Origin of the sequence: Acinetobacter colistiniresistens (assembly GCF_024582815.1) — a bacterium.
Taxonomy (GTDB): Bacteria; Pseudomonadota; Gammaproteobacteria; order Pseudomonadales; family Moraxellaceae; genus Acinetobacter.
Map to the genome: position 1 here is coordinate 3,520,259 of NZ_CP102099.1, position 19,912 is coordinate 3,540,170.

Annotated in this window: 19 protein-coding genes and 5 pseudogenes; 10 read left to right on the forward strand and 14 right to left on the reverse strand. The window is 40.8% G+C overall.

What is annotated here, in order from left to right; genetic code table 11:
* The first annotated feature begins 238 nt into the window (after nucleotides 1-238).
* Nucleotides 239-631, forward strand: a complete 393-nt coding sequence (locus NQU59_RS16885) for a DUF4440 domain-containing protein (RefSeq protein WP_257064167.1) — start codon at nucleotides 239-241, stop codon at nucleotides 629-631.
* Between the two features lie 68 nt (nucleotides 632-699).
* Here the strand turns inward: NQU59_RS16885 and NQU59_RS16890 are convergent, their stop codons facing one another.
* Nucleotides 700-1,551, reverse strand: a complete 852-nt coding sequence (locus NQU59_RS16890; RefSeq protein WP_257064168.1) for a LysR family transcriptional regulator — start codon at nucleotides 1,549-1,551, stop codon at nucleotides 700-702.
* Between the two features lie 121 nt (nucleotides 1,552-1,672).
* Between NQU59_RS16890 and NQU59_RS16895 the strand changes: the two genes are divergently transcribed.
* Together NQU59_RS16895 and NQU59_RS16900 are read left to right on the forward strand one after the other, a co-directional pair.
* On the forward strand, nucleotides 1,673-2,377 hold the full coding sequence (locus NQU59_RS16895) for an FMN-dependent NADH-azoreductase (RefSeq protein WP_257064169.1): 705 nt from the start codon (nucleotides 1,673-1,675) through the stop codon (nucleotides 2,375-2,377).
* A 325-nt stretch (nucleotides 2,378-2,702) separates the two neighbouring features.
* A complete protein-coding gene (locus tag NQU59_RS16900) occupies nucleotides 2,703-3,062 on the forward strand; it encodes a hypothetical protein (RefSeq protein ID WP_005273589.1) in 360 nt (119 codons plus the stop codon).
* A 318-nt stretch (nucleotides 3,063-3,380) separates the two neighbouring features.
* On the opposite strand, the pseudogene NQU59_RS16905 reads toward NQU59_RS16900, so the two are convergent.
* From NQU59_RS16905 to soxR, 3 genes and pseudogenes are all read right to left on the reverse strand, one after another.
* A pseudogene (locus NQU59_RS16905) lies at nucleotides 3,381-3,740 on the reverse strand (sorbosone dehydrogenase family protein); the annotation flags it as partial.
* 1 nt (nucleotide 3,741) lies between these two features.
* Nucleotides 3,742-4,854, reverse strand: a pseudogene (locus tag NQU59_RS16910) (phage late control D family protein); the annotation flags it as partial.
* A gap of 174 nt (nucleotides 4,855-5,028) precedes the next feature.
* Nucleotides 5,029-5,496, reverse strand: coding sequence for a redox-sensitive transcriptional activator SoxR (gene soxR / locus NQU59_RS16915; RefSeq protein WP_005239029.1), 468 nt, complete (start codon nucleotides 5,494-5,496; stop codon nucleotides 5,029-5,031).
* A 370-nt stretch (nucleotides 5,497-5,866) separates the two neighbouring features.
* Here soxR and NQU59_RS16920 point away from each other — a divergent pair, with 370 nt between their 5' ends.
* Entirely contained in the window at nucleotides 5,867-6,049 is a 183-nt protein-coding gene (locus tag NQU59_RS16920; RefSeq protein WP_005239030.1) for a hypothetical protein, read from the forward strand.
* Between the two features lie 34 nt (nucleotides 6,050-6,083).
* Here NQU59_RS16920 and NQU59_RS16925 read toward each other — a convergent pair whose 3' ends face one another.
* Both NQU59_RS16925 and NQU59_RS16930 read right to left on the reverse strand, forming a co-directional pair.
* Entirely contained in the window at nucleotides 6,084-6,965 is an 882-nt protein-coding gene (locus NQU59_RS16925) for a dihydrodipicolinate synthase family protein (RefSeq protein WP_257064170.1), read from the reverse strand.
* A gap of 5 nt (nucleotides 6,966-6,970) precedes the next feature.
* Nucleotides 6,971-7,750 (reverse strand): aldolase, encoded by a 780-nt coding sequence (locus NQU59_RS16930; RefSeq protein WP_257064172.1) that lies wholly within the window; start codon nucleotides 7,748-7,750, stop codon nucleotides 6,971-6,973.
* A gap of 38 nt (nucleotides 7,751-7,788) precedes the next feature.
* Between NQU59_RS16930 and pdxR the strand changes: the two genes are divergently transcribed.
* Complete coding sequence (gene pdxR / locus NQU59_RS16935; protein ID WP_257064174.1) at nucleotides 7,789-9,294, forward strand: MocR-like pyridoxine biosynthesis transcription factor PdxR; 1,506 nt, start codon at nucleotides 7,789-7,791, stop codon at nucleotides 9,292-9,294.
* A gap of 12 nt (nucleotides 9,295-9,306) precedes the next feature.
* Here pdxR and NQU59_RS16940 read toward each other — a convergent pair whose 3' ends face one another.
* From NQU59_RS16940 to NQU59_RS16955, 4 genes are all read right to left on the reverse strand, one after another.
* Complete coding sequence (locus tag NQU59_RS16940) at nucleotides 9,307-9,981, reverse strand: SDR family NAD(P)-dependent oxidoreductase (RefSeq protein WP_257064175.1); 675 nt, start codon at nucleotides 9,979-9,981, stop codon at nucleotides 9,307-9,309.
* A gap of 1 nt (nucleotide 9,982) precedes the next feature.
* Nucleotides 9,983-10,750 (reverse strand): SDR family NAD(P)-dependent oxidoreductase, encoded by a 768-nt coding sequence (locus NQU59_RS16945; RefSeq protein ID WP_257064176.1) that lies wholly within the window; start codon nucleotides 10,748-10,750, stop codon nucleotides 9,983-9,985.
* Nucleotides 10,747-11,427 carry a glutathione S-transferase family protein gene (locus NQU59_RS16950; protein ID WP_005239036.1) on the reverse strand — a complete coding sequence of 227 codons (681 nt, stop codon included), beginning with the start codon at nucleotides 11,425-11,427 and terminating at the stop codon, nucleotides 10,747-10,749. Before NQU59_RS16950 ends, NQU59_RS16945 begins: the two co-directional genes overlap by 4 nt.
* Nucleotides 11,428-11,555: 128 nt before the next feature.
* Nucleotides 11,556-12,422, reverse strand: coding sequence for a metal-dependent hydrolase (locus NQU59_RS16955; RefSeq protein WP_257064177.1), 867 nt, complete (start codon nucleotides 12,420-12,422; stop codon nucleotides 11,556-11,558).
* A gap of 163 nt (nucleotides 12,423-12,585) precedes the next feature.
* On the opposite strand from NQU59_RS16955, the gene NQU59_RS16960 reads away from it, so the two are divergent.
* Nucleotides 12,586-13,047: a winged helix-turn-helix transcriptional regulator gene (locus NQU59_RS16960; RefSeq protein ID WP_005239038.1), complete on the forward strand. Its 462-nt coding sequence runs from the start codon at nucleotides 12,586-12,588 to the stop codon at nucleotides 13,045-13,047.
* A 101-nt stretch (nucleotides 13,048-13,148) separates the two neighbouring features.
* On the opposite strand, the pseudogene NQU59_RS16965 reads toward NQU59_RS16960, so the two are convergent.
* Nucleotides 13,149-13,454: pseudogene (locus tag NQU59_RS16965) on the reverse strand (helix-turn-helix transcriptional regulator); the annotation flags it as partial.
* Here NQU59_RS16965 and NQU59_RS16970 point away from each other — a divergent pair.
* From NQU59_RS16970 to NQU59_RS16985, 4 genes and pseudogenes are all read left to right on the forward strand, one after another.
* Nucleotides 13,454-14,410: pseudogene (locus NQU59_RS16970) on the forward strand (flavin-containing monooxygenase); the annotation flags it as partial. The pseudogenes NQU59_RS16965 and NQU59_RS16970 overlap by 1 nt on opposite strands.
* Nucleotides 14,411-14,827: 417 nt before the next feature.
* Nucleotides 14,828-15,400: a nuclear transport factor 2 family protein gene (locus tag NQU59_RS16975; protein ID WP_043973059.1), complete on the forward strand. Its 573-nt coding sequence runs from the start codon at nucleotides 14,828-14,830 to the stop codon at nucleotides 15,398-15,400.
* 89 nt (nucleotides 15,401-15,489) lie between these two features.
* Nucleotides 15,490-15,984 carry a chalcone isomerase family protein gene (locus tag NQU59_RS16980; RefSeq protein WP_043973057.1) on the forward strand — a complete coding sequence of 165 codons (495 nt, stop codon included), beginning with the start codon at nucleotides 15,490-15,492 and terminating at the stop codon, nucleotides 15,982-15,984.
* Between the two features lie 15 nt (nucleotides 15,985-15,999).
* Entirely contained in the window at nucleotides 16,000-16,695 is a 696-nt protein-coding gene (locus NQU59_RS16985) for a response regulator transcription factor (RefSeq protein WP_005239047.1), read from the forward strand.
* Here NQU59_RS16985 and NQU59_RS16990 read toward each other — a convergent pair.
* The 3 genes and pseudogenes from NQU59_RS16990 to NQU59_RS17000 all read right to left on the reverse strand — a co-directional run bounded on the left by NQU59_RS16990 (nucleotide 16,692) and on the right by NQU59_RS17000 (nucleotide 19,885).
* Entirely contained in the window at nucleotides 16,692-18,017 is a 1,326-nt protein-coding gene (locus NQU59_RS16990) for a sensor histidine kinase (RefSeq protein ID WP_005239049.1), read from the reverse strand. The two genes, NQU59_RS16985 and NQU59_RS16990, sit on opposite strands and share 4 nt — an antisense overlap.
* 31 nt (nucleotides 18,018-18,048) lie before the next feature.
* Nucleotides 18,049-19,098, reverse strand: coding sequence for an SAM-dependent methyltransferase (locus NQU59_RS16995; RefSeq protein ID WP_043973073.1), 1,050 nt, complete (start codon nucleotides 19,096-19,098; stop codon nucleotides 18,049-18,051).
* 8 nt (nucleotides 19,099-19,106) lie between these two features.
* Nucleotides 19,107-19,885: pseudogene (locus NQU59_RS17000) on the reverse strand (DUF1295 domain-containing protein).
* Nucleotides 19,886-19,912 lie beyond the last annotated feature (27 nt).

Consider the following 19,912-nt stretch of genomic DNA (forward strand, 5'->3'; position numbering starts at 1 on the left):
TTCCATAATATTTAAGGTATATAGTCATACCTTTTTTGAGCTATGGTTTTTGGCTATTATTTCCTGTCACTCAAAAATATAATTTAAGCCTATGATAAAACAAATATTTCTTATATTATCTCGCTAAACTCAATTTTAATTCTAACCATTCAGCGAATAATTTAATTTAAAATTATATTGAATTTTACATTTATTTTTGGTTTAAAATAAACTCAATGTATTCTCAATGGAAATGAATATGGCCCTTGTAAAAGAACAAGCAATCGAAAGCATTCATAGCATGCACGTGCTGATTGAAAACATTTTTAGTGGCAAACATGCTGAACAAGACCTTCCCCGACTGATCGCCTATTTTGCTGATCATTTTGAAATGGTCGGTGCGGCAGGCAAGCGTATTTCACTCGAACAAGTAAAAGGCTTATTTGCCAATAATCAGGGCAAAATGCCCGATATCCAGATTGAAATCTATGACGAACAGGTCTTGATGCAAAAGCCCGATACAATTGTGCTGACCTATACGGAAAAGCATAGCAAAGCCTCTGGTGTTCTGATTCGACGCTCATGCGCACTCATTGAAGAGATTGATGGCAAAATGCTGTGGAGTTATCTGCAAGAAACCTTCTTGCCATAAAACCACGCCCTGCTTGTCGCAGCTGACTCAATATGACATCCAAACGCCGTACTGAGTCTTCAGCTCGATTATTGATTTAATTTTTGCATTAGCCATGCAATAAAATCATTCATTTTTTGATGGTGAATATTTTCTTTATTTGGAACGTAATAGCAGAGATCAGATTGAATTGACTGGGTCTGACATTGCTGGATCTGTTGCTGTTTCAGTAATCGGTTCATCAAGGTACTAGAAGCAAATACCCAGCCATTTCCTGCCAATGCCTCCTGAATGCCAAATAGCTCTTGATCAAAGCTTTTCACCACAATCTTCGATAAGGCGATACCATTTTGCCTACACCATTGTTCTAAGGGCGGTGCAGCCAAAGCTTTATTTTTCCAAGCCGTGGTAAAAACAACCAGTGGCGCATCATTCGCGTTTAACAGATCGATCTGCTGTCTGCCGTATAGATTAAATGTTTCGTAGCGAATAATTTCAGATGCTGGAACAGCCTTGGTATTGCCCAAACGAATCGGTAAATGATAGAGCTGATTGTCTAATGCTTCCCCTGTGGAAACTTCAACCGAAAGCTCTGGACGATGTTCTGAAAATTCATGCAATGCCGGAATTAAAACCAGTGCTGCCAATGAAGAGGTGGTACTTATGCGAATCGCATGGCTGACCTGTCCCAGCTCATTTACAGCATCCTCAATTGTCCTGAATCCTGCAGAAATTTGCTTTGCTAATCTCTCTCCGACTTCTGTGAGTACAATTTTTCTGACTTCTCTGTGGAATAAATCCACATTGAACCGCGCTTCAAGATTCGCAATATGATGCGAAATTGCTGTCGGTGTCAGTGCAAGCTCTTCAGCCGCCAATTTAAAACTGCCTAAACGGGCAGCTGATTCAAATGCTTTTAATGCTGGTAATGAAACTTGCATTGTTCACTCCCCAAAACATATAGATGAAATAAAATCATCTATAACTGTAATTTACTCGTTTGTCGAGGGAGATTTTTAATTTCAAAATGAGTGCTTGTTTAACGCCTAAAGGTCATTTTAAATGAGCACAATATTACATATCGATGCCAGTATTCGTAACATAACCAATCCAAACCCAAGTCATAATTCTATTTCAAAGAATATTGCCCATCGCTTTATCCAGACTTGGGAAAAACATTCCCTTATAGATGAATATATCTATCGTGATATCGGTATTAATCCACCACCTTTTATTACTCAAGCCTGGATGGGAGCAGCATTTACACCAGAAGAAAAAAGAACCACTGAACAAAAGGAACTCTTAACGCTTTCAGATCAACTGATTGCTGAAATTGTCGTGGCTGACCTGATTGTCATTTCCTCACCGATGTACAACTATGGCATGCCTGCTCAGTTAAAAGCATGGTTTGATCAAATCGCCCGAGTGAATAAGACCTTTGATTTTGATCTTTCGCGGGGCGATTTCCCATTACAACCGCTTTTATCAGGCAAAACGCTGGTCATTATTAGCTCTAGTGGGGAATTCGGTTTTGAAAAAGGTGGGATTAGAGAACAAATGAGTCATCTGGCTCCACACCTATATACAGTCAGCAAATATTTAGGTGTAGAAAAAATCTATGAAATTGCAGCTGAATATCAGGAATTTGCCGATGATCGGCATCTAAAGTCTCTAGCAAATGCTTATCTACAGGCTGAAGAGCTGGCTTTGCAACTCAGCCATTTTTCACATAAAACAGTCGAATTGAAGAAAGCCATTCATACTTAATCTGCTTAGTGCTTCCTCATAAGGATTTGATCTTGAAGAATAAGTAATTCCGTTGCAATCTATTCTTCTCAACTTGATTGAGCTCAATCACAATGAATGCTGATGAGAAAAAGTCAGCATCTGGATGGCACAGCAAAGCCAAAAGCATTTACATGAACTATAAATACTTATGTCATTGTTCCGCTAGAATCAAAACTGTAAAGTGATGTTGTCAATTGCCTTCAGCACAAACATATTTTCTCCTAAAGTATAATGTAGACTCACTGCTCTGACTAAGCAAAATCAACTTAGTCACCCAATCAAGAAAGACAGGATAGATCGTTTTATGGAAAAACCAATCGAATGCCCTAAATGTGGTTCGACTGAAATTGAAACACGTAATCATGACAAATTACTGAGAACAACAGGTGGCGTGTTACTGATGGCCGCAGGAACAACGGCTGGGACTGTTGGTGGTGCAGCAAGTGGTGCTTCTGTTGGCGCAGCGATTGGCACCGTTGCTGGTCCTTTAGGTGTAATTGTTGGTGGAACGGTTGGAACCTTTGTCGGTGCGATCAGCGCAGGCATTACTGGTGGTGTTGTGGGTAATATTTTTGGGAAAAAGGCAGGCGTCATGGTCGACAAGAATATTTTTCAGGATTATCGCTGTCTGAAATGTAACTATCGTTTTAAACAAAAGAAATAATCTGCCCACTTCAATTCAGGTCTGGAAAATACGTTTTTCAGACCTTTTCCAAAACCTAAGCAATCCCTATTCCCTGTATCGACACTACTCAGATCAGCTAAAATGGATCGTTCAAGCATTTCTACGATAAAAAAAATCCCAAACTCTTGGGGAAGAGTATGGGACTACGATATTAACTATCGTGAATAGTGTTATTTATATCACACATTTAATTAAAAAACACAGAATAAGTCACAAAAACAATACATAACTGTCTACCCAACAGTTGAAGAAGAGTGAGCCAGACTACATCTAATGCGAGAATTTGCATCTTTAATGTTATTTTAAAGCATTGGTTTTGTGTTCCTGCATCGGGCTTTCATAAGTCGTCTGAGCAATCGGTGATACACGCCAAACCGTATTCCCAACATCATCAGCCACTAAAAGCGCACCCGAAAAATCGATTGCAACACCAACTGGTCGTCCATAGGCTTGTCCTTTGTCACTTAAAAAACCTGTCAACACATCTTGCGGTTCACCATCAGGTTGACCACTTCTAAACGGCACAAAAATCACCTTATAACCACTATGGGGTTTACGGTTCCATGAACCATGTTGACCAATGAATGCCCCACCTCGATACTGTGGCATCAATTCAGTCGCATAAAATGCTAAACCTAAAGATGCGGTATGATTGCCCCTCTTTGTCTGCACCATCATGCTGATCAATTTCAGGATGTTCATTCAGTTCAAACCAATAACCCACTGGGGTATCGCGAACGGTCGATGTCGCAACAAACTGCTTGGCCTGTGAGTCATAATATTGGCTCAGGTTCTGATTCAGTTTTTCAATTTGAGCATTACCCGCTTTGGTCGCGCCATCTTCGCCTTTTAAATCCTGAATCCAGGCAGGTGAAAAATGCCACGCCTGTTCTAAAGCAAGCTGTTGGTTATCATGTTGATCGCTCTGATAATGTTTACTCTGAACACTGCCAGCCCCTTCTTCTTGTTCTAAAGCATCCGCTTGCCAACGCTGTACATGTACTGCGCTTGGTTGCAGGGAACGCTGTGCCACAAATGCCGTGATGCTATCTTGTGTTTCAGTCGCACTACTGCGATGAAAGCGAATATTACGGCGCTCTAGGGCCTGATATTGATTATTGTCATCAATGAGTCTGAGTTTCTGCGGCTGAATCTGTTCACTTGAACTGGATACTTTCAGCTGTGCTTCATCAATTAAAGTGCTAATGCCTTCCGAAGCCAAAAGCCTTTGAATAAAGTCAAAATCCCGTTCATTATGTTGCATGATGAACGGCCTGACATCGTAGTCCTGAGTAAGTCCACTTTTATCGAGAGTCAGACTGGAAGCAAATAAGGGACTCCGTTGCTGCCATTCAGAAAAAATGGTCTGCACAACGTCCACAACAGATTTCGCCATAAAAACACGGCTGTTACGACGGTGCTTCCATAATGCAGTTGGATCTTGTACGCCTAAACGATAAATGGTCAGCGAACCATCACTGGCGCCAATATCGGCTTGGGTAATAATCCCAGAGATACGCGTCAGTTCTGCCTTATCGGTCACGATATCAATGGCCACCTGACTGCCAACAAAGCTTTTTAAAGGAATGACCGCATTGGTCGAAAGACAGAGTAATTGTAGATCAATCCCATGATTGAGCTGATGCAGACCATCAATACGTTGTAAGAAAACTTGGTTATTTAAAGATGTGTTGGAAAACTGGGCGTGAATCGCACGTTTTTGTGCTGTCAGGCCCAAACTTTCTAGAGCTTGAAAGATATTATTCGCCATCTTTTTATAGATTATCTACTTAAATTTAGCGCATTTTACTCAGAATATCGTGTTACTGTCCATACAGAACCGTCTTTTTATGACAATTTACGTCACATTTCTTATCGGATTTATTTCATCTAATCCTATTAAATCCAGTGATGTATTTAAGTGCTATCCAATTTAGACCAATAATCAATCTCGTTCCCGCTCTAAAATGCGAGGACCCGAACCCTCTTCTGCCAGAATATCTTCGGGATTACGTAAACGGCATTGCTCCAGAGACAAACAACCACAGCCAATACACCAGTCCATTTCATCTCTTAAACGAGTCAGCTTTTGGATTCGCTCATCCAAGTCCTTACGCCAACAGGTCGATAATTCGGCCCACTGCTCAGCCGTTAACTTGCTGCCTATCGGGTAGACACTCAACGCTTTTTTAATCTCCTCCAATGAAATGCCAACTTTTTGCGCGACTTTAATAATTCCGATATAGCGCAGCACAGTCAAAGGAAAACGACGTTGATTGCCATTGGTGCGAATACTTTTAATCAGTCCTTTGGACTCATAAAAATGTAGGGTGGAAACGGCGACACCACTTCGTTTTGCCACTTCTCCGACGGTCAGCATTCGATTGATATCAATTTTTCGTTCGAGTGTCATGATTGAATATGTCAAGATTACTTTAGATTTTATAGTTCAGGGCAAACTGAGTTGTCAATTTTATCCCGAATATCATGCTGTAAAAATAAGGCATGATCTTCATATTTCAAATAAAAACAAAAAAATAAACTTTGTTCAAGCTGGTTTTGGGCATGTCTTATTGCGCGCTTTAATTTTTCAATACACTCTATTAGCCCCATTATTATTTGGGTTTTATGCGGTTTGGCACTGCATTACCAAATGCAATTAAACAATTCATTCTTAATGTTGTTCAGCAGTCCATCTGAATCTACTCAGCAAATACGCCTATGCCATACTTCATTAAATCAAGTTTCGAAAGCCAATGGTTATGCGCATGAGTCGGTATTGTATGGCACTGTTATTTTATCGCTTATGGCTTAGCAAAATGCTTGATAACGATGCAGGATTTCAGACAATACAGGCAAAGATCACGCTGTATTTTGCACTTGAACATATTTTGGTGATTGGTGGTTTAATCGGTATTACGATTAGCAGCCATTTTCCTCAAAACCGAATTGAGAGCAACAAGTGAAGTCAGGTCGATAAAGCTCAACCTGACTGAATGACTAGTTTAGCGCAGCATGTATCAAGCCTTTTAATTGCTCAATTTCAGCCCCTGTTGCACTTTGCAAAGGCGGTCTTGGCGAACCAACCGAGAAGTCCAATAGATTGAGTCCCGATTTCACTGTTTTCGGTAAGCCCCCTTTGACAATGAAACTCAGCACAGGTAATTGCTGATAAAATATCGCTTGCGCTTTGGACAGATCAGCTTGTTGAATCGCTTGATACAATTGCTTTGGCAAATCACCGAGTAAATTCGGAGCAGCAGTACACCAACCGGCTGCCCCAGCACAAAAGGCTTCTAGCGCCAATGGATTAGAACCATTATAAAATGGCAACTTTCCTTGGCTCAAGGCATGAAATTTATGCATGCGCTGAATATCACCAGTGCTGTCTTTGACCATGCAAATATTGTCGATCTCATTAAACATTTTTACGATCAACTCAGGTGACATATCAATCCCACTGGTGGCTGGATTGTTATAGACCATAATCGGCAACTTCACTGACTCAGCAATCTGTTGATAATAATCATAAATTTCCTGATCGGTGAGTTTCCAGTAAGACACTGGGATCACCATAATCACATCTGCGCCCAATTCTTCCGCTTTCTTGGCTTTTTGAATCGCCATCGCAGTGGTCAGTTCAGAAATTCCAACAATCACCGGAACACGCTGATTCACCACCTCAATGGTGGTTTGTGCCACCTGCTGCCATTCCTGCCAAGACAAATAAGCACTTTCCCCGGCACTACCCAAAGGTGCAATCGCATCACAGTGTGATTCAAGCAATGCATTTAAACTGATCGTTAGGGCCTCAAGATCAAGTTGTTGCCCGCCCGCTTTAAATGGCGTGACGGGATAAGCAATAATGCCTTCAATTTTCATGTGCTTTACTCCTCGATACAATCTTGATGGTTTTTCAACGCCTTACGTGCGAAGTAGGCAAAATTGACTTTGTTGCGCTTATCAGTAGACAACCAGTCATGGGCTTCTTTTGCCAGTTCATGTGGAATCGGCTGGATTTGACCTGCTGACATCGCTAATAGTTGCAAACGTGCAGCACGTTCAATCAGCAGGGCTAAATTACAGGCTTCTTCAATGCTCTTGCCAGCCACCAATTGACCATGATGAGACAACAATACTGCTCGATTTTTTCCCAAAGCCTCAGAAATAAAAATGCCTTCTTCATTGCCGACAGGCACCCCCGGCCATTCACCGACAAAAGAGCAATCTTCATATAGAGCACAGGTATCCATTTGCGAAATGGTCAGTGGCACACGTAGTATCGATAAGGCTGCAATATGAGTAGGATGAGTATGGATAATGCAATTCACTTCTGGATGCTGCTGATAAATCCAAGTATGAAAACGGTTGGCTGGGTTGGCCATGCCTTGCTGATCTAAAGGTTTGAGGTCTTGATCGACCACCAATAAATTGGCTGCGGTAATTTCGTCAAAGCCCAGACCAAAACGTTGTGTAATAAAGGTATTTTCTTGTTCGGCACGACAGGTAATTTGCCCCGCCAAGCCTGCATCATGGCCATGATCAAATAAAATACGACAAGTTAAAGCCAACTTCTGTCGGTCACTATAATTGATCTCTTGGATCATATTCATATTCTGCTGTGCAGTTTGCATCAATTGCTGTTTGCTGAGTAATGCGGTTTGCATAACACCACCTCGCTACGGTTGATTTGTGGATGGGACAGATGCAGAATACGAAGTCAGTGGATGGGTTAAAATATCCAGTTTTTAAAACTTATATGGTCCAGATCAGCATGCAGCAGCCATGGAAGATTCGTCTTCATCTTGAAGATCGAGAAGAAAAAACCATCTTTCTCAAGTTGGCCAATCAGATTATTGAAGAGATTCTGTCTGGACGGCTCAGCTCAGGTTCACGTCTGTCTGGCTCACGCTCGCTGGCGGATGAATTAAAGATTAATCGTAAAACCGTACAGTCGGTTTATGAAGATTTAGAAGCACAAGGTTGGCTGATCTCCAAGCCAAGACAAGGCACCTTTGTGGCAGAGAATTTGCCTGAGTTAAAACATAAAAAGATCAATGCTGCACTAGCACTCAATCCGTCAACGAGTACAACTCGCCCAACAGCAGTTAAAAATGACGGCATTCCAGATACGCGTCTCATTCCCTATGAATTATTTTCACGAGCCTATCGACATGCCTTAATTCGAGTGACCCGTTCTCAAATCATGGGCTATGGCGACCCACAAGGCAGTATTGAGTTACGTCAGGCATTGCAGCAAATGCTGTCGATGGAACGCTTTATTAAAACCACAATCGACAATATTGGTGTGGTTCGCGGCAGCCAAATGGGGATTTTTTTAGCGGCTCGTGTCTTGGCCAAATACCCCTCACCACGCAAGGTGATTGTGGTGGAACAATGGTCTTATCCACCGGCGATTGAAACTTTTTTATCGCATCATTATCACATCGTTCGGGGTCGACTGGATCAGTACGGTCTTGATATTGAACATCTTGAACAACTACTAGAAAAACATGCTGTGGCTGCAATCTATACCACCCCGCATCATCAATATCCTACCACTGTGACCATGGCGATGGATCGGCGCTTAAAATTATTAGAACTCTCCAAAAGCTTTGATTTTTATATTATTGAAGATGACTACGATCACGAATTTCATTATGACAGCCGTCCGATTCCACCACTGATCAGTTTGCCACATTCAGAAAAAGTCATTCATATTGGTTCACTGTCCAAAGTGTTTGCGCCGAGTTTAAGGATTGGCTATGTGGTCGCCAATCGAGACATCATCCACGCCATGAATCAGGAGATTCTGTTGATCGATAAACAAGGCAATATCATCACCGAACTGGCGATGGCAGAACTGATGCAACAGGGAGAAATCAAACGGCATATCCGCAAGATGCGCAAAATTTATCAACAACGGCGTGATTTTGCAGTGAATCGCTTCCAAGCGGTATTTAACGATCAAGTAGACATTAACCCTCCCTTGGGAGGCATGGCGCTATGGGTCAAATTCAAATTCCCCTATCGCGCTGAATATAATGAGCTTCTGAATCAGTTGCATATTGATGCTGAAGCACATTTTGCGGCTGAAAGCCAAACATCAAATCAGCATTTTCATATCCGTTTTGGCTATGCCGCCATCAATGAAACTGAAATTTCAAACATCATCAACCTGCTCTATACTGCATTTCAGCCCAAAGCTTGAATAAACGTGATTTTATAATCCTAAGCGTAACTCCTGACTCCATGTCGATTTGGGTTGTTGATACAGATGCCAACAGGTCTGTTGTAGCGATTGCATCAATGCATGGTTAGTACTTTGCCAATGTGCCAGCGCACAATAGACCACGTGAATTCCCTTAGGATGGAACTCTCGTGCCAAGGATTGTGCCAAAGCTCGAATACTGGCAGAGAGGCTTTGGCTGAATAAATCCTGCTCCGATTGAACGGGCTGCTGAGTCCCTAAAAAAATCAAAGTCCCTTGTTGTTTGGACAGCATGTGTCGAATCACAGCTTGGGCAAGACTCACCGCGGTTAAGCCTGTATTTTGCCAATAGTTCTCAAGCTGTTCAGCAGACAAAGGATGACTATGTTCAGGCAGTACAAAGTCAGGCTGAAAAATGCATAAATCGACAAAATGCCCTGCTTTCTGAATCTGCTGTATAACACTTTTTAGCGCAGCAGCATCAAGCAGATTTAGTCGAACACGGATCAGCCTCTGTGCTTGAACCTCAAGCTGTGGCTGTGTTTGGGTCACATCATGTTGAAGTTGATAAACAGGTATTTCAGGGCTAAAAAGCGGGCTCAACGCTTGTACATCATTACCCACGATCACCGCACAGCCCTGCATTTTTTGTTGGGCTTTCAACCAGTGTGGTAGCAACTTGCTCATCTTAGAATTTCTCCTGATAAGGACGTAGATCCAGTTCATGCGTCCATAAATCAGCATTTTGCTGATAGAGCATCCAATAATTTTCAGCAATTGCCTCAATATTTAAACCACCTGTACCGCGGGTTAATCGCGCCAGCCGCCCCAAGCCCCATAAGGCTTTATTGACACGATCACCATCGACCATACCATCCACCACCACATGTGCCACATGGATATTTTGCGGGCGATACAACGCTGCCAAATTTAAGGCATAGCTTCTCAGCGCAGACTTACCCATGGTAAATGCTGCAAAAAACGGTTTCCCACGCAATGAGGCACTGGCACCAGTAAAAATCAAGGTGCCCTGCTGCTGTTTTTGAAAAATGGGAAGACTACGCTGCGCCACCAACACTGCGGATAAAAAGGTGGAACGCCACATTTGGCTAAAAAACTTCAGACTGCTTTGCAAAAAGATCGAAGGAATATTACCGCCCACATTATGTATCACCGCGGCCAATGCTTCCGGCTGACTGTTCAAATGATCAAATAAGGTCCGCACCTGCTGCTCATTTTCAGCATCCAGTGCATAAGCAATAGCCTGCCCACCTTGCCGATTGATTGTTGCGGCGACCTTTTCAACTTTATTGAGCGTTCGCCCCACCACATAGACTTTGAATTTTTCTTGAGCAAAACGGCGACACACTGCTGCACCAATGCCTTGCTCGGCCCCTACGCCAACCACCGCAACAATCGAGGTTGGCTGCGTTATCTCTTGCTTCGAGCGATTCATAATTGTTGTATCCAATGCTGAATATGCGGATAACTGTTAATTTTTGGTCCCCAGATTTTACTGGTGCGTATCACTTCTAACAGCTGAGAACCGACTGCAATATCGGCAATGGTTTTGCTCTCACCGACGAGCCAGCCCGTTTGGCCCAATACCAACTCGATCCGCTCTAAATGCCGAGTAAATTCTGCCTCGATATCGGCCTTCGCCATTCGTCCTGTGCCTTGCATCTTCACTTGCAGATTCAACGCAGCTTTGAGCAACGGTTTCATCAGTACAACCTCATGCTTGGGACGACCTTCCGCACTAATCGCGACCGCATGATTCAGGGCATCGGCATCACTGACCCGAAAATACACTTCATAGAAATATAACAATTCGTCCGACCAGTCTTCCCACAATTCAACATAAGCTTTTTGTAGTGGCTCCACAGGATATAACCGTGGCAAATCTGGATATGCTTCATCCAGATAACGGGCAATGCGGGTACTGTCCTGAATCCGTTGTCCGTTGATATCCAGTACAGGGACTTTACCGACTTTGCTGAGTCCTGGGACTTTGGCCCCCAATACGCCGTTATAATTCACGGTTTCAAATGCAATGCCTTTAAACTGTAACATCCGCGCAACTTTCTTGCAGAACGGTGAAATTTCCCATTGATGTAAGACCACTTTACTCATTGTTATTTATCCATTTTTTATTGAATTCTCTCGATGATAAGCGAGCAGCTTAATACTCACTCAACTTATCTTACAGATATTTGTGACTTTAGCGATGCATTCATGCAGATGATTTTCTCTACAATTTATTAATGCATAAAAGTCGACTGCTCAGCAGACAGACCAATTTTGATTTTGGTTTTTGCCACGATGTCAGATTCATCGGTATCATTGGGATGGAAGTCACGACGATAATAAGAGAAAAATTGTGGTACCAGTTTTCGATAAGCCTGCATGGTGAAACCTGCAAATTTAGCCCACGATTTTAAATTCAGTAATTGCTTATCTCTGGACATCAACACCACTTGGTAGGCATTCGAGAAGCTTGTGATGAGTAGCAAGCTCAAACTAAAAATCGCTATGCGTGGGATATAAGCATCCAAACCTTTGCCATAAAGATATTCATACATGTCATAGGCAACCGCTTTGTGTTCGGTTTCTTCTACGCTGTGCCACAACCATAAATTGCGAATGGTGGTATCGGTCATTAATTCATTAACGTTCTTCATCATCTCCACCACCAGTACTGCAGTGTAATGCTCCAATCCCACTGTGACCAATAAATTCCACTTTTTCGAAAAAGTACGTTCAATGGCTTTGAGGATGATACCTGTTACTTTTTCCAGTGACTCAGGGTCTAGCCCGTATTGTTGTGCACTGATATGAAAAGCATGGTGTTCTTTGGAATGCATGGCTTCCTGACCAATAAATGCGCCAATATCACGATCCAGTTGTGGGTTGCTTGTGACTTGGTCCCGTAAAGCTCTGACTGAACGAACAAAGTAAGACTCTCCTTCTGGAAATAAGGTGGAAAGACCTGTGAAATAATGGGTAAAGCTTGGTTCATTATTACACCAGTATTTGGGCATACTCTGAAATTCATAATCCATTCGGCGGACTGGAAATGAGGCAGATATCTTTTGCTTTGATTTTTCTTTTAACGCTGACGCAGACATAACTCACCTCAAGAATAGATCTCAAAATAATAAGTTCCAAAAAAGAACTAGTTTGAAAAATATAGCTGGCATGGTAAGTTGTCAATAAAGCGGATATCTTAATGATTCAAGTTGTCCTAAAATGACAGCCTGCTTCCTGTAAAGACATATAGATGGTATTGCGATGAAATGGCATGAACTCGGTGAAATGAATTGTCCAATTGCACGGACTTTGTCAATTTTTGGCGACCGTTGGACTCTGCTGATTATTCGTAATGCTTTTATGAAAACCCGTCGTTTTGATGATTTTCAAAAGCAACTCGGGATCACCCGTCATCTGCTGACCGAGCGAATTAACCGTTTGGTGCAACACAAGATTTTTGAAAAGGTGCTGTATCATGAAGCACCAAAACGTTATGAATATAAGCTGACGGAAAAAGGTTTAGCGCTGTACCCGATTATTGTCACCATGAGTACATGGGGCAATATTTGGCAGAATGAAAATAAGCAATTTCCTGAGTTACGTTATCTGCATAAAAACTGTGGGCATTTGACCAGCCCAAGCCTGACCTGTGATTGCTGCAAGCAGCCTCTTGATGCGAGACAGATGTCACCTGTTTATGTATCGGGTGAGGATGGGGAATAACGTCCCCTTGCCTTATATGGAAACTCAGCTCAAATAAGCGTTCAATTCAATATATAATTTTTTCATAACCCTTGATTAGCGATTGTCAAAAAGACACCAATTTAAAAAGTTCTAAATTGTTTATCCATTAAATTTTCTCGTAAATTACGATATTGTTTTGGAGTCTGATTGGCCCAGCGCTTGAATGCACGGGTAAAATGTGTGACATCGGAATAACCTAATTTTTCTGAAATATAAGAAATACTATATTCATGATGATTCAGCAGCTTTTTTGCATAACGCTCTCTGACTTGATCCATGAGAAACTGAAAAGTGGCTCCCTCTTTTGCCAATTGGCGTTGTAAAGTTCGTTCAGTCAAATGTAACTTATCTGCAACCTCTTTCATTTTGAAAAAACCTTCAACCTCTTATTGGGAGTGGTGCTTCAGCAATCCAATTCTTGCCTGCTATCCAACCCCAAGTCGGTCATTTATATAGTTTCCAGCGGACTCCATCTTGGGTACTGCCAAAACCGGATTTTGCTGTTCCCAATATTGTGAAAAAGGTTTTTAAAAAAGCACCTTTGCTCGAAAAAATGATTCGTGAAGGCGCCTTGTGGAGTCTAGAACCGTCACTGCCAGTATTCATGAATATCAAGATTATGGAAAAGCTGCATGCACTAGGTAAACTGAATATCAATCTGAGCATTAAAGATCCTGAAATGCGTCGGGCCATTACACCGACACATACGCTGGGCTGTAAACGTCCGATGTTCTCCAACAACTGGTATGATGCGCTGGTGAAACCCAATGTATCTGTACTTTTTCAAGGTCTATCGCATATCACTAAAAATGGTGTCGTCGGTGAAGATGGTAAAGAAATTGCAGTAGATACCATTATCTTTGGAACCGGCTATGCTGTTGCTGAACCTGCGATTTATAAGATTATTAAAGGAACCGATGGTCGCAGTTTAAGTGACATATGGCAACGTCAACCACGTGCCTATATGGGCATGTCAATTTATGGTTTCCCAAATATGTTCATGATGTTAGGACCAAATTCGCAGAATACTGTTGGTTCCGTTATGTGGACAGCGGAGCAACAATCTATCTATATATCCAAAACTATTAGGCTCATGCAGGATCGACGACTTGATCGTATTGAAGTGAAAGAAGCAGTACAAAAACAATTTAATGCTAACATTGATAAACGATTAGCTAAGATGCCCGTCAGAGCAGATATATGTAAAAGCTACTATCTCGATGATGCAGGACGTAACCATATCATTTGGCCAGAGTTTGGCTTTGTGATTAAACATAAATTACATCATGTCAATCTCAAAGATTACAACACTGAAGCAAACATAATCAAAGTCATCGCTTAAACCTGACATCTGAGTCTGCTCTTAGCGGGCAGACTTTTTATTCTCTGCAATGATCCTAAGATCTTGAAACCGTTTGCATCGAGGCTGATTTATCATGATTAATGCAACCACAAGATCGCATGGGTTTGCACCATCATCTGGAAACTTTCTTATAGGGCAACGAATGTTTCTCTAGGTTTGAATCTGCTGTATAAAACCATTCAACCATATCGATGTCCCATGACACAGCCAGTATTACCACAGACCTCTGTTGCCATATGATCGATTGAATTCTGCTGATCAAACCGCAGCTATTTTGTTCTTTTCATCATTTAATTTAGGGAAGATAGATTTAGCTAAAACCACCTATATTGCATTTCACATCATATTCACGCTGCCCCTTTTAAGCTAACTTTAAAATAGTGTGAGTTTAACAATATGACATTTCTAAGAACTGTGACTCTCTCTGCACTGACCTTACTTTCATTGGTTTCTTGTAAAAGTATACCAAGCTATAGCGCGGACTATGATAGGGCAAATAAGCAAATCTCAGGAATTATATTGAATGATGAACAAGCTCAGCTTGTCGGTCAGCACTTTGTAGCTGCATTTAATACAATGGGAACCGCTGATTTTGTCAAAAATGCGGGTCAACTTTATGCAGATCATTTATACATCAATGATACCCTTTCTCAATTTTCTACTAAAAAAGAGCTGGTTAAACATTTTGAAGGAATGAATGAACATGTCAGCAATGTCTCAGTAAAATTAATCAGTGCAACACATACACACGATTCGGCCTATATTCATTGGCATATGGTATATGACTTCAAAATGTTGGGCCGTATGAAAACCATGTCCTCATATGGAATTAGCCAAATCAAAATAAATGACGAGGGCTTGATCATTTTTCAGCAAGATTACTGGGACCCTGCTAATGGTTTATATCGTTCACTGCCCTATGTCGGCAATGCTTATTCTTTGATCTTACCATTGAAAAAAAATAGTTAAAGTTCAGTCAAACAAATAGCCATGATGAACAACTGTAGATTGTTAAATTTGTTGAATAAAATATATAAAATAAAAGGTAGAGGTGGCAAATGCTTCATTATTTAGCAAAAATTGGACTCAGCAGCTTATGTCTTATGGCACCTTTAAGCTTAGCCCATGCAAATACGCAACTATGTACCACAGCCCCCTTAATTGTCACAACAAAAAATGTGGGATCAGTCAGCTATTATGCCAATAATTGCAGTCAGAACTGGGAAAATCAAAATATTCGATTAGATTTTTCTTATAACCAAAATATTCCAGAATGGGCATTTAAAAAGGCGGCCACTTACTACCTCAAAAAGAACATTGCTCATTTTTCGGATGAATCAGTTTTAAATAGAATTACAGAATTATATCACCCCGTTAAAAAGGGCGATCTCTACACTTTAAATTATGACCAGATGAACAAACAATTAAGCTTGTCTCTGAATCAAAAACGATTAGGTTCAATTACTGATTCCCAAGCGAATCAATACTTTAAAATATGGTTTGGAGACTCACCATTTAATGCTAAATTAAAGCAACAATTATTAAATCGATAACTTGATCAAATTATTATGAACAATCAATTTATTCTTATGGTTGAAGATCACTTCGAGCTGGCCGCCACCGTATGTGAATTTCTAGAACAACATGGCTTTGTCATTGATCATGCCCGTAATTTAGATGCTGCACGCAATTTTTTAAAAACAAACCCCTATCATTTACTTTTACTCGATATTAATTTACCCGATGGTTCAGGCTATGATTTGTGTGAATGGCTTAGAACTGATCAAGGTAGGGATATTCCAATTCTCATGTTAACGGCCAGAGACACTTTAGATGATAAACTAAAAGGTTTTACCGCAGGTACCGATGATTATTTAATCAAACCTTTCGATTTTAATGAGTTAGTGATGCGTATTCGAGCTCTCATTAAACGTTCTCTTGGAGAAGTATCAACAAATAAAATTCAAATTCATGATCTAATCTTAGACAGTTCCACCCAAACTGTAACACGTGCAGGTCAATCGATTGAACTCCCACGCATTCAATTCAAATTACTTAAAATTTTGATGAGAAATTCTCCCAAGGTTATTACTAAACAAGAAATTATTATCGAACTATGGGGCGATGAAGAACCTGAAAGTGATGCATTACGCAGTCATATCTACAACTTAAGAAAAATGATAGATAAACCTTTTCAAGAAAAGTTGATCCATACCATTTCAGGTGTTGGTTTAAAAGTGGCATTTGATTTGAATTCACATTAATTCATATACACCACAACAATTAAACCAGTTGTATTTTCTAATTGTAGATGAGGATGAGTGCTTAAATAATATTGGCGATCAAATAGCTCAACTCTCCATCCCAATTGGGTGCATAGCTTTCTAACCAGTTGTAAACCAATCCCATGACCTTTGACTGTAAGTTGAAATTGTGAACTTAGCTCCTGAACTTTACAATCATTTGGCATTACAATTCCAATTCCATTGTCAGCTATGACAATACTGTTTTGGCGTTGAATGATATGGATATTAGAGCCTTGAGAATAATTTAATGCATTACGCAGAATGTTACTCAAGACCATCTTTGTCATTGAGGGATAAATCTGTCGAGGTAACTCTTGTGGATCATAGTGAACAAAAATTTGAACACCTTTGCTTTGACTAACAGGCTCTAAATCCTTTAGCAAATCACTAATGACAGCGGATAATCGTGTTTGTTCAGCAGTTAAGGTATTGGTGGTATTGCGTGCGATCGCCAATAAGGTTTCGACAAGCAGTTGCATATCCTCAATGGTGTTAGAAATGCGGTGCAATGCTTTATCGTCCCCGTATTTAACCTGACAAAGCTGTACATTGCCTTTTAGAATCGTCAGTGGTGTGCGTAATTCATGACTTACATCACCTGTAAATTCACGCTCTCGATTGATAAAATCACTTAAAACCTGATGATACTTTTCTAATGCTTGCTTTAAATATTCAGCTTCCATATTGCCATTGGTGCTGATTCCCTGAAAGGGAGAAGCCTCTTTATTTTGATGGGCCCAATCAATATGATCCAAAGCATTTGCCAGCCGTGTAATTGGTGAAAAATAGCGTTTAGCTCTCCGGTTTGAAAACCATAAAATGCTATACAGTACAATCAAGCTGAACATCAGCGGGGCTAAGCCAAACATCCACACAATTTTGTTGACATTACTTTCACCAAAAACAAGCAGGACATGTTGTCCATTTCTTTCGCCATAAACAGACATTCGATCTTTGCCATCGACGAAGACGCGATGAACGCCTTGTTTTAAAGTCTGATTTTTAAATGCCAAAGGTGGATCCTGACTCTGCCAACGATAACCATATAAGTTTTTTGTATCTGGCAAATCAGCATTCGGATTACGATCAACTCGCATCCAATAATGTTCCATTTCTTGCTCAAGTGCTGTTTTGAGCAGTGAGCCTTTAATGACCCAGGCACTACATGCAATGCCGATGATAATTGACAGCGCGATCAACCCGATTTGCAACCAATAATGACGGTTAAACATCTCACTCAATGGATGAATATTTTCACCGCTCTTATTGGACCTAAACATACGCCTATCTACTGCTCGATTCTCATTTTAATTATACGGTTTTCTGTTTGAACAGGAAGTGACCAACGACCCATTCTTGTCCTTGTTCAAATCCAAACAATTCCGCGCAAGCCATAAAAAAGATACGCCAACGTTGCCACCAAGCATCGGCATCCTGTGTATATACCTGCTCGAAAAGTGGTTTGAGTTGTTCAGCGTTACGATCCATGTTTTCAAGCCAGGCATTTGCTGTTTTTTCGTAGTGTGTGCCTGACCACTGCCAATGCTGTGATAACTCCAGATGTGTTTGAAAATGCAAAAATGTAGACGTTGCTGGCATTAATCCCCCCGTAAAGAAGTAGCGTGACATCCAGTCATATTCACTTTTTATTTCAAATGGATAATGTAAGAAGCGATGGCAAAAAATATGACACCATAACAATCCATTGGGTTTGAGCCATAATTGAATTTTCTGAAATAATTTTTCATAGTTTCTAACATGCTCAAACATTTCTACAGAAACAACACGATCAAACGAGTTTTCTTTTAATTCGAGAATATTTACATCACAAGTAATCACCTTAATATTTTCCAGACCACGTTTTTCCGCTTCAGCTAAAATATGTTGGCGTTGCGTTGCGGAGTTAGAAACAGCAGTAATCTTGGCGTTCGGATAATGCTCTGCCATCCATAAGGTAAAAGATCCCCAACCACAGCCCAGTTCCAAAATATTCTGACCATCATGTAGTTGCGCCCGCTCACAGTATATTTGCAGTGTTAGTTCTTCTGCCTCATTTAATTGGGTTATATCGTCAGCAAAAAAGCAGGCACTGTATTTTAATCGTTTGCCTAAAACGGCCTGAAAGAAAGCGGTTGGCAATTCATAATGCTGCTCATTGGCTTTGTCAGTTTCAATCGCAATTTCACTCTGCTTCAACATATTGAGTACATCCATATAGCGTTGAGCACCCTGTTCGGGATCATAGCGACCTTCCTGAATCAAACGCTTTTTACTTAACGCTCGAATCGCCGCCCGAATTGCTTGATCGGGTACTAAACCGCTCTCAACGAGTTTCAAAGATTGCTGAATAATAAAGTCCATACACACACCTACTGTTTGGGTTTCCATGGAATAAACATCGAAGTTCGTTTTTGATAATCGAGATAATTTTGACCTCGATTTTTTAATGCCTGTTGTTCACTAAACGGAATTCCCGTGATGTAATACAAAAAGAACCACATCAAAACAGGATAAATCCAGAGGCTATATAGTCCTGCTGCCAACCCGATTACTGGATAGGCAAACCAATGGATCCATTCAAAAAAATAGTTTGGATGACGTGAATATTTCCATAGTCCCCGATCCATGGTCTTTCCATGATTCTGTGGATTTTGCTTAAAGCGGTATAATTGCTGATCCGCAACTACTTCACCCATAAATGCAATTACCATAATCATGCCTGCAATCATGAGAAGACCATTACTTTGGTTATTCCAAACCGTACTTGGCACATTTAACAGGCTCCACATGGGAATACTGAATAAAATTGCTAAACCAGCCTGAAACATAAAAAAACTAAAAAACCAAGATGTTGATATTTTCCCATCGCTAAACGCATGTTGGCATAGCGACGATCTTCTTCGTGCTCGGCCACATAACGGCGAAATAAATGCACACTCAATCGTAAAAACCAGATAGAACTCAGAATGGCTATAAACCATCTGACATTATCCGGCGCGACATCTACACACCAAGCAGTAATGACAATATTCAGAAAAATACAAAAACTCCATGCCACATCAACAATGCCTGCACGGCGGTTATATGTTGTCCATAACCAGCAAACTGTCATCACGACAACATCAAGTACAAACAATTGCCACAACATGACTGTCTCCTTGATGTATCAAATAAC

Excerpts from the sequence above, each read along its gene's own strand:
- NQU59_RS16930 (WP_257064172.1), bottom strand. The coding sequence starts at position 7,750 with ATGCAAACCGCATTACTCAGCAAACAGCAATTGATGCAAACTGCACAG.
- NQU59_RS16980 (WP_043973057.1), top strand. The coding sequence starts at position 15,490 with ATGCTTCATTATTTAGCAAAAATTGGACTCAGCAGCTTATGTCTTATG.
- pdxR (WP_257064174.1), top strand. The coding sequence starts at position 7,789 with ATGCAGAATACGAAGTCAGTGGATGGGTTAAAATATCCAGTTTTTAAA.
- NQU59_RS16985 (WP_005239047.1), top strand. The coding sequence starts at position 16,000 with ATGAACAATCAATTTATTCTTATGGTTGAAGATCACTTCGAGCTGGCC.
- NQU59_RS16925 (WP_257064170.1), bottom strand. The coding sequence starts at position 6,965 with ATGAAAATTGAAGGCATTATTGCTTATCCCGTCACGCCATTTAAAGCG.
- NQU59_RS16885 (WP_257064167.1), top strand. The coding sequence starts at position 239 with ATGGCCCTTGTAAAAGAACAAGCAATCGAAAGCATTCATAGCATGCAC.
- NQU59_RS16960 (WP_005239038.1), top strand. The coding sequence starts at position 12,586 with ATGAAATGGCATGAACTCGGTGAAATGAATTGTCCAATTGCACGGACT.
- NQU59_RS16920 (WP_005239030.1), top strand. The coding sequence starts at position 5,867 with ATGGCACTGTTATTTTATCGCTTATGGCTTAGCAAAATGCTTGATAAC.
- NQU59_RS16890 (WP_257064168.1), bottom strand. The coding sequence starts at position 1,551 with ATGCAAGTTTCATTACCAGCATTAAAAGCATTTGAATCAGCTGCCCGT.
- NQU59_RS16895 (WP_257064169.1), top strand. The coding sequence starts at position 1,673 with ATGAGCACAATATTACATATCGATGCCAGTATTCGTAACATAACCAAT.
- NQU59_RS16955 (WP_257064177.1), bottom strand. The coding sequence starts at position 12,422 with ATGTCTGCGTCAGCGTTAAAAGAAAAATCAAAGCAAAAGATATCTGCC.
- NQU59_RS16995 (WP_043973073.1), bottom strand. The coding sequence starts at position 19,098 with ATGGACTTTATTATTCAGCAATCTTTGAAACTCGTTGAGAGCGGTTTA.
- NQU59_RS16940 (WP_257064175.1), bottom strand. The coding sequence starts at position 9,981 with ATGAGCAAGTTGCTACCACACTGGTTGAAAGCCCAACAAAAAATGCAG.
- NQU59_RS16900 (WP_005273589.1), top strand. The coding sequence starts at position 2,703 with ATGGAAAAACCAATCGAATGCCCTAAATGTGGTTCGACTGAAATTGAA.
- NQU59_RS16950 (WP_005239036.1), bottom strand. The coding sequence starts at position 11,427 with ATGAGTAAAGTGGTCTTACATCAATGGGAAATTTCACCGTTCTGCAAG.
- NQU59_RS16945 (WP_257064176.1), bottom strand. The coding sequence starts at position 10,750 with ATGAATCGCTCGAAGCAAGAGATAACGCAGCCAACCTCGATTGTTGCG.
- NQU59_RS16990 (WP_005239049.1), bottom strand. The coding sequence starts at position 18,017 with ATGTTTAGGTCCAATAAGAGCGGTGAAAATATTCATCCATTGAGTGAG.
- soxR (WP_005239029.1), bottom strand. The coding sequence starts at position 5,496 with ATGACACTCGAACGAAAAATTGATATCAATCGAATGCTGACCGTCGGA.
- NQU59_RS16975 (WP_043973059.1), top strand. The coding sequence starts at position 14,828 with ATGACATTTCTAAGAACTGTGACTCTCTCTGCACTGACCTTACTTTCA.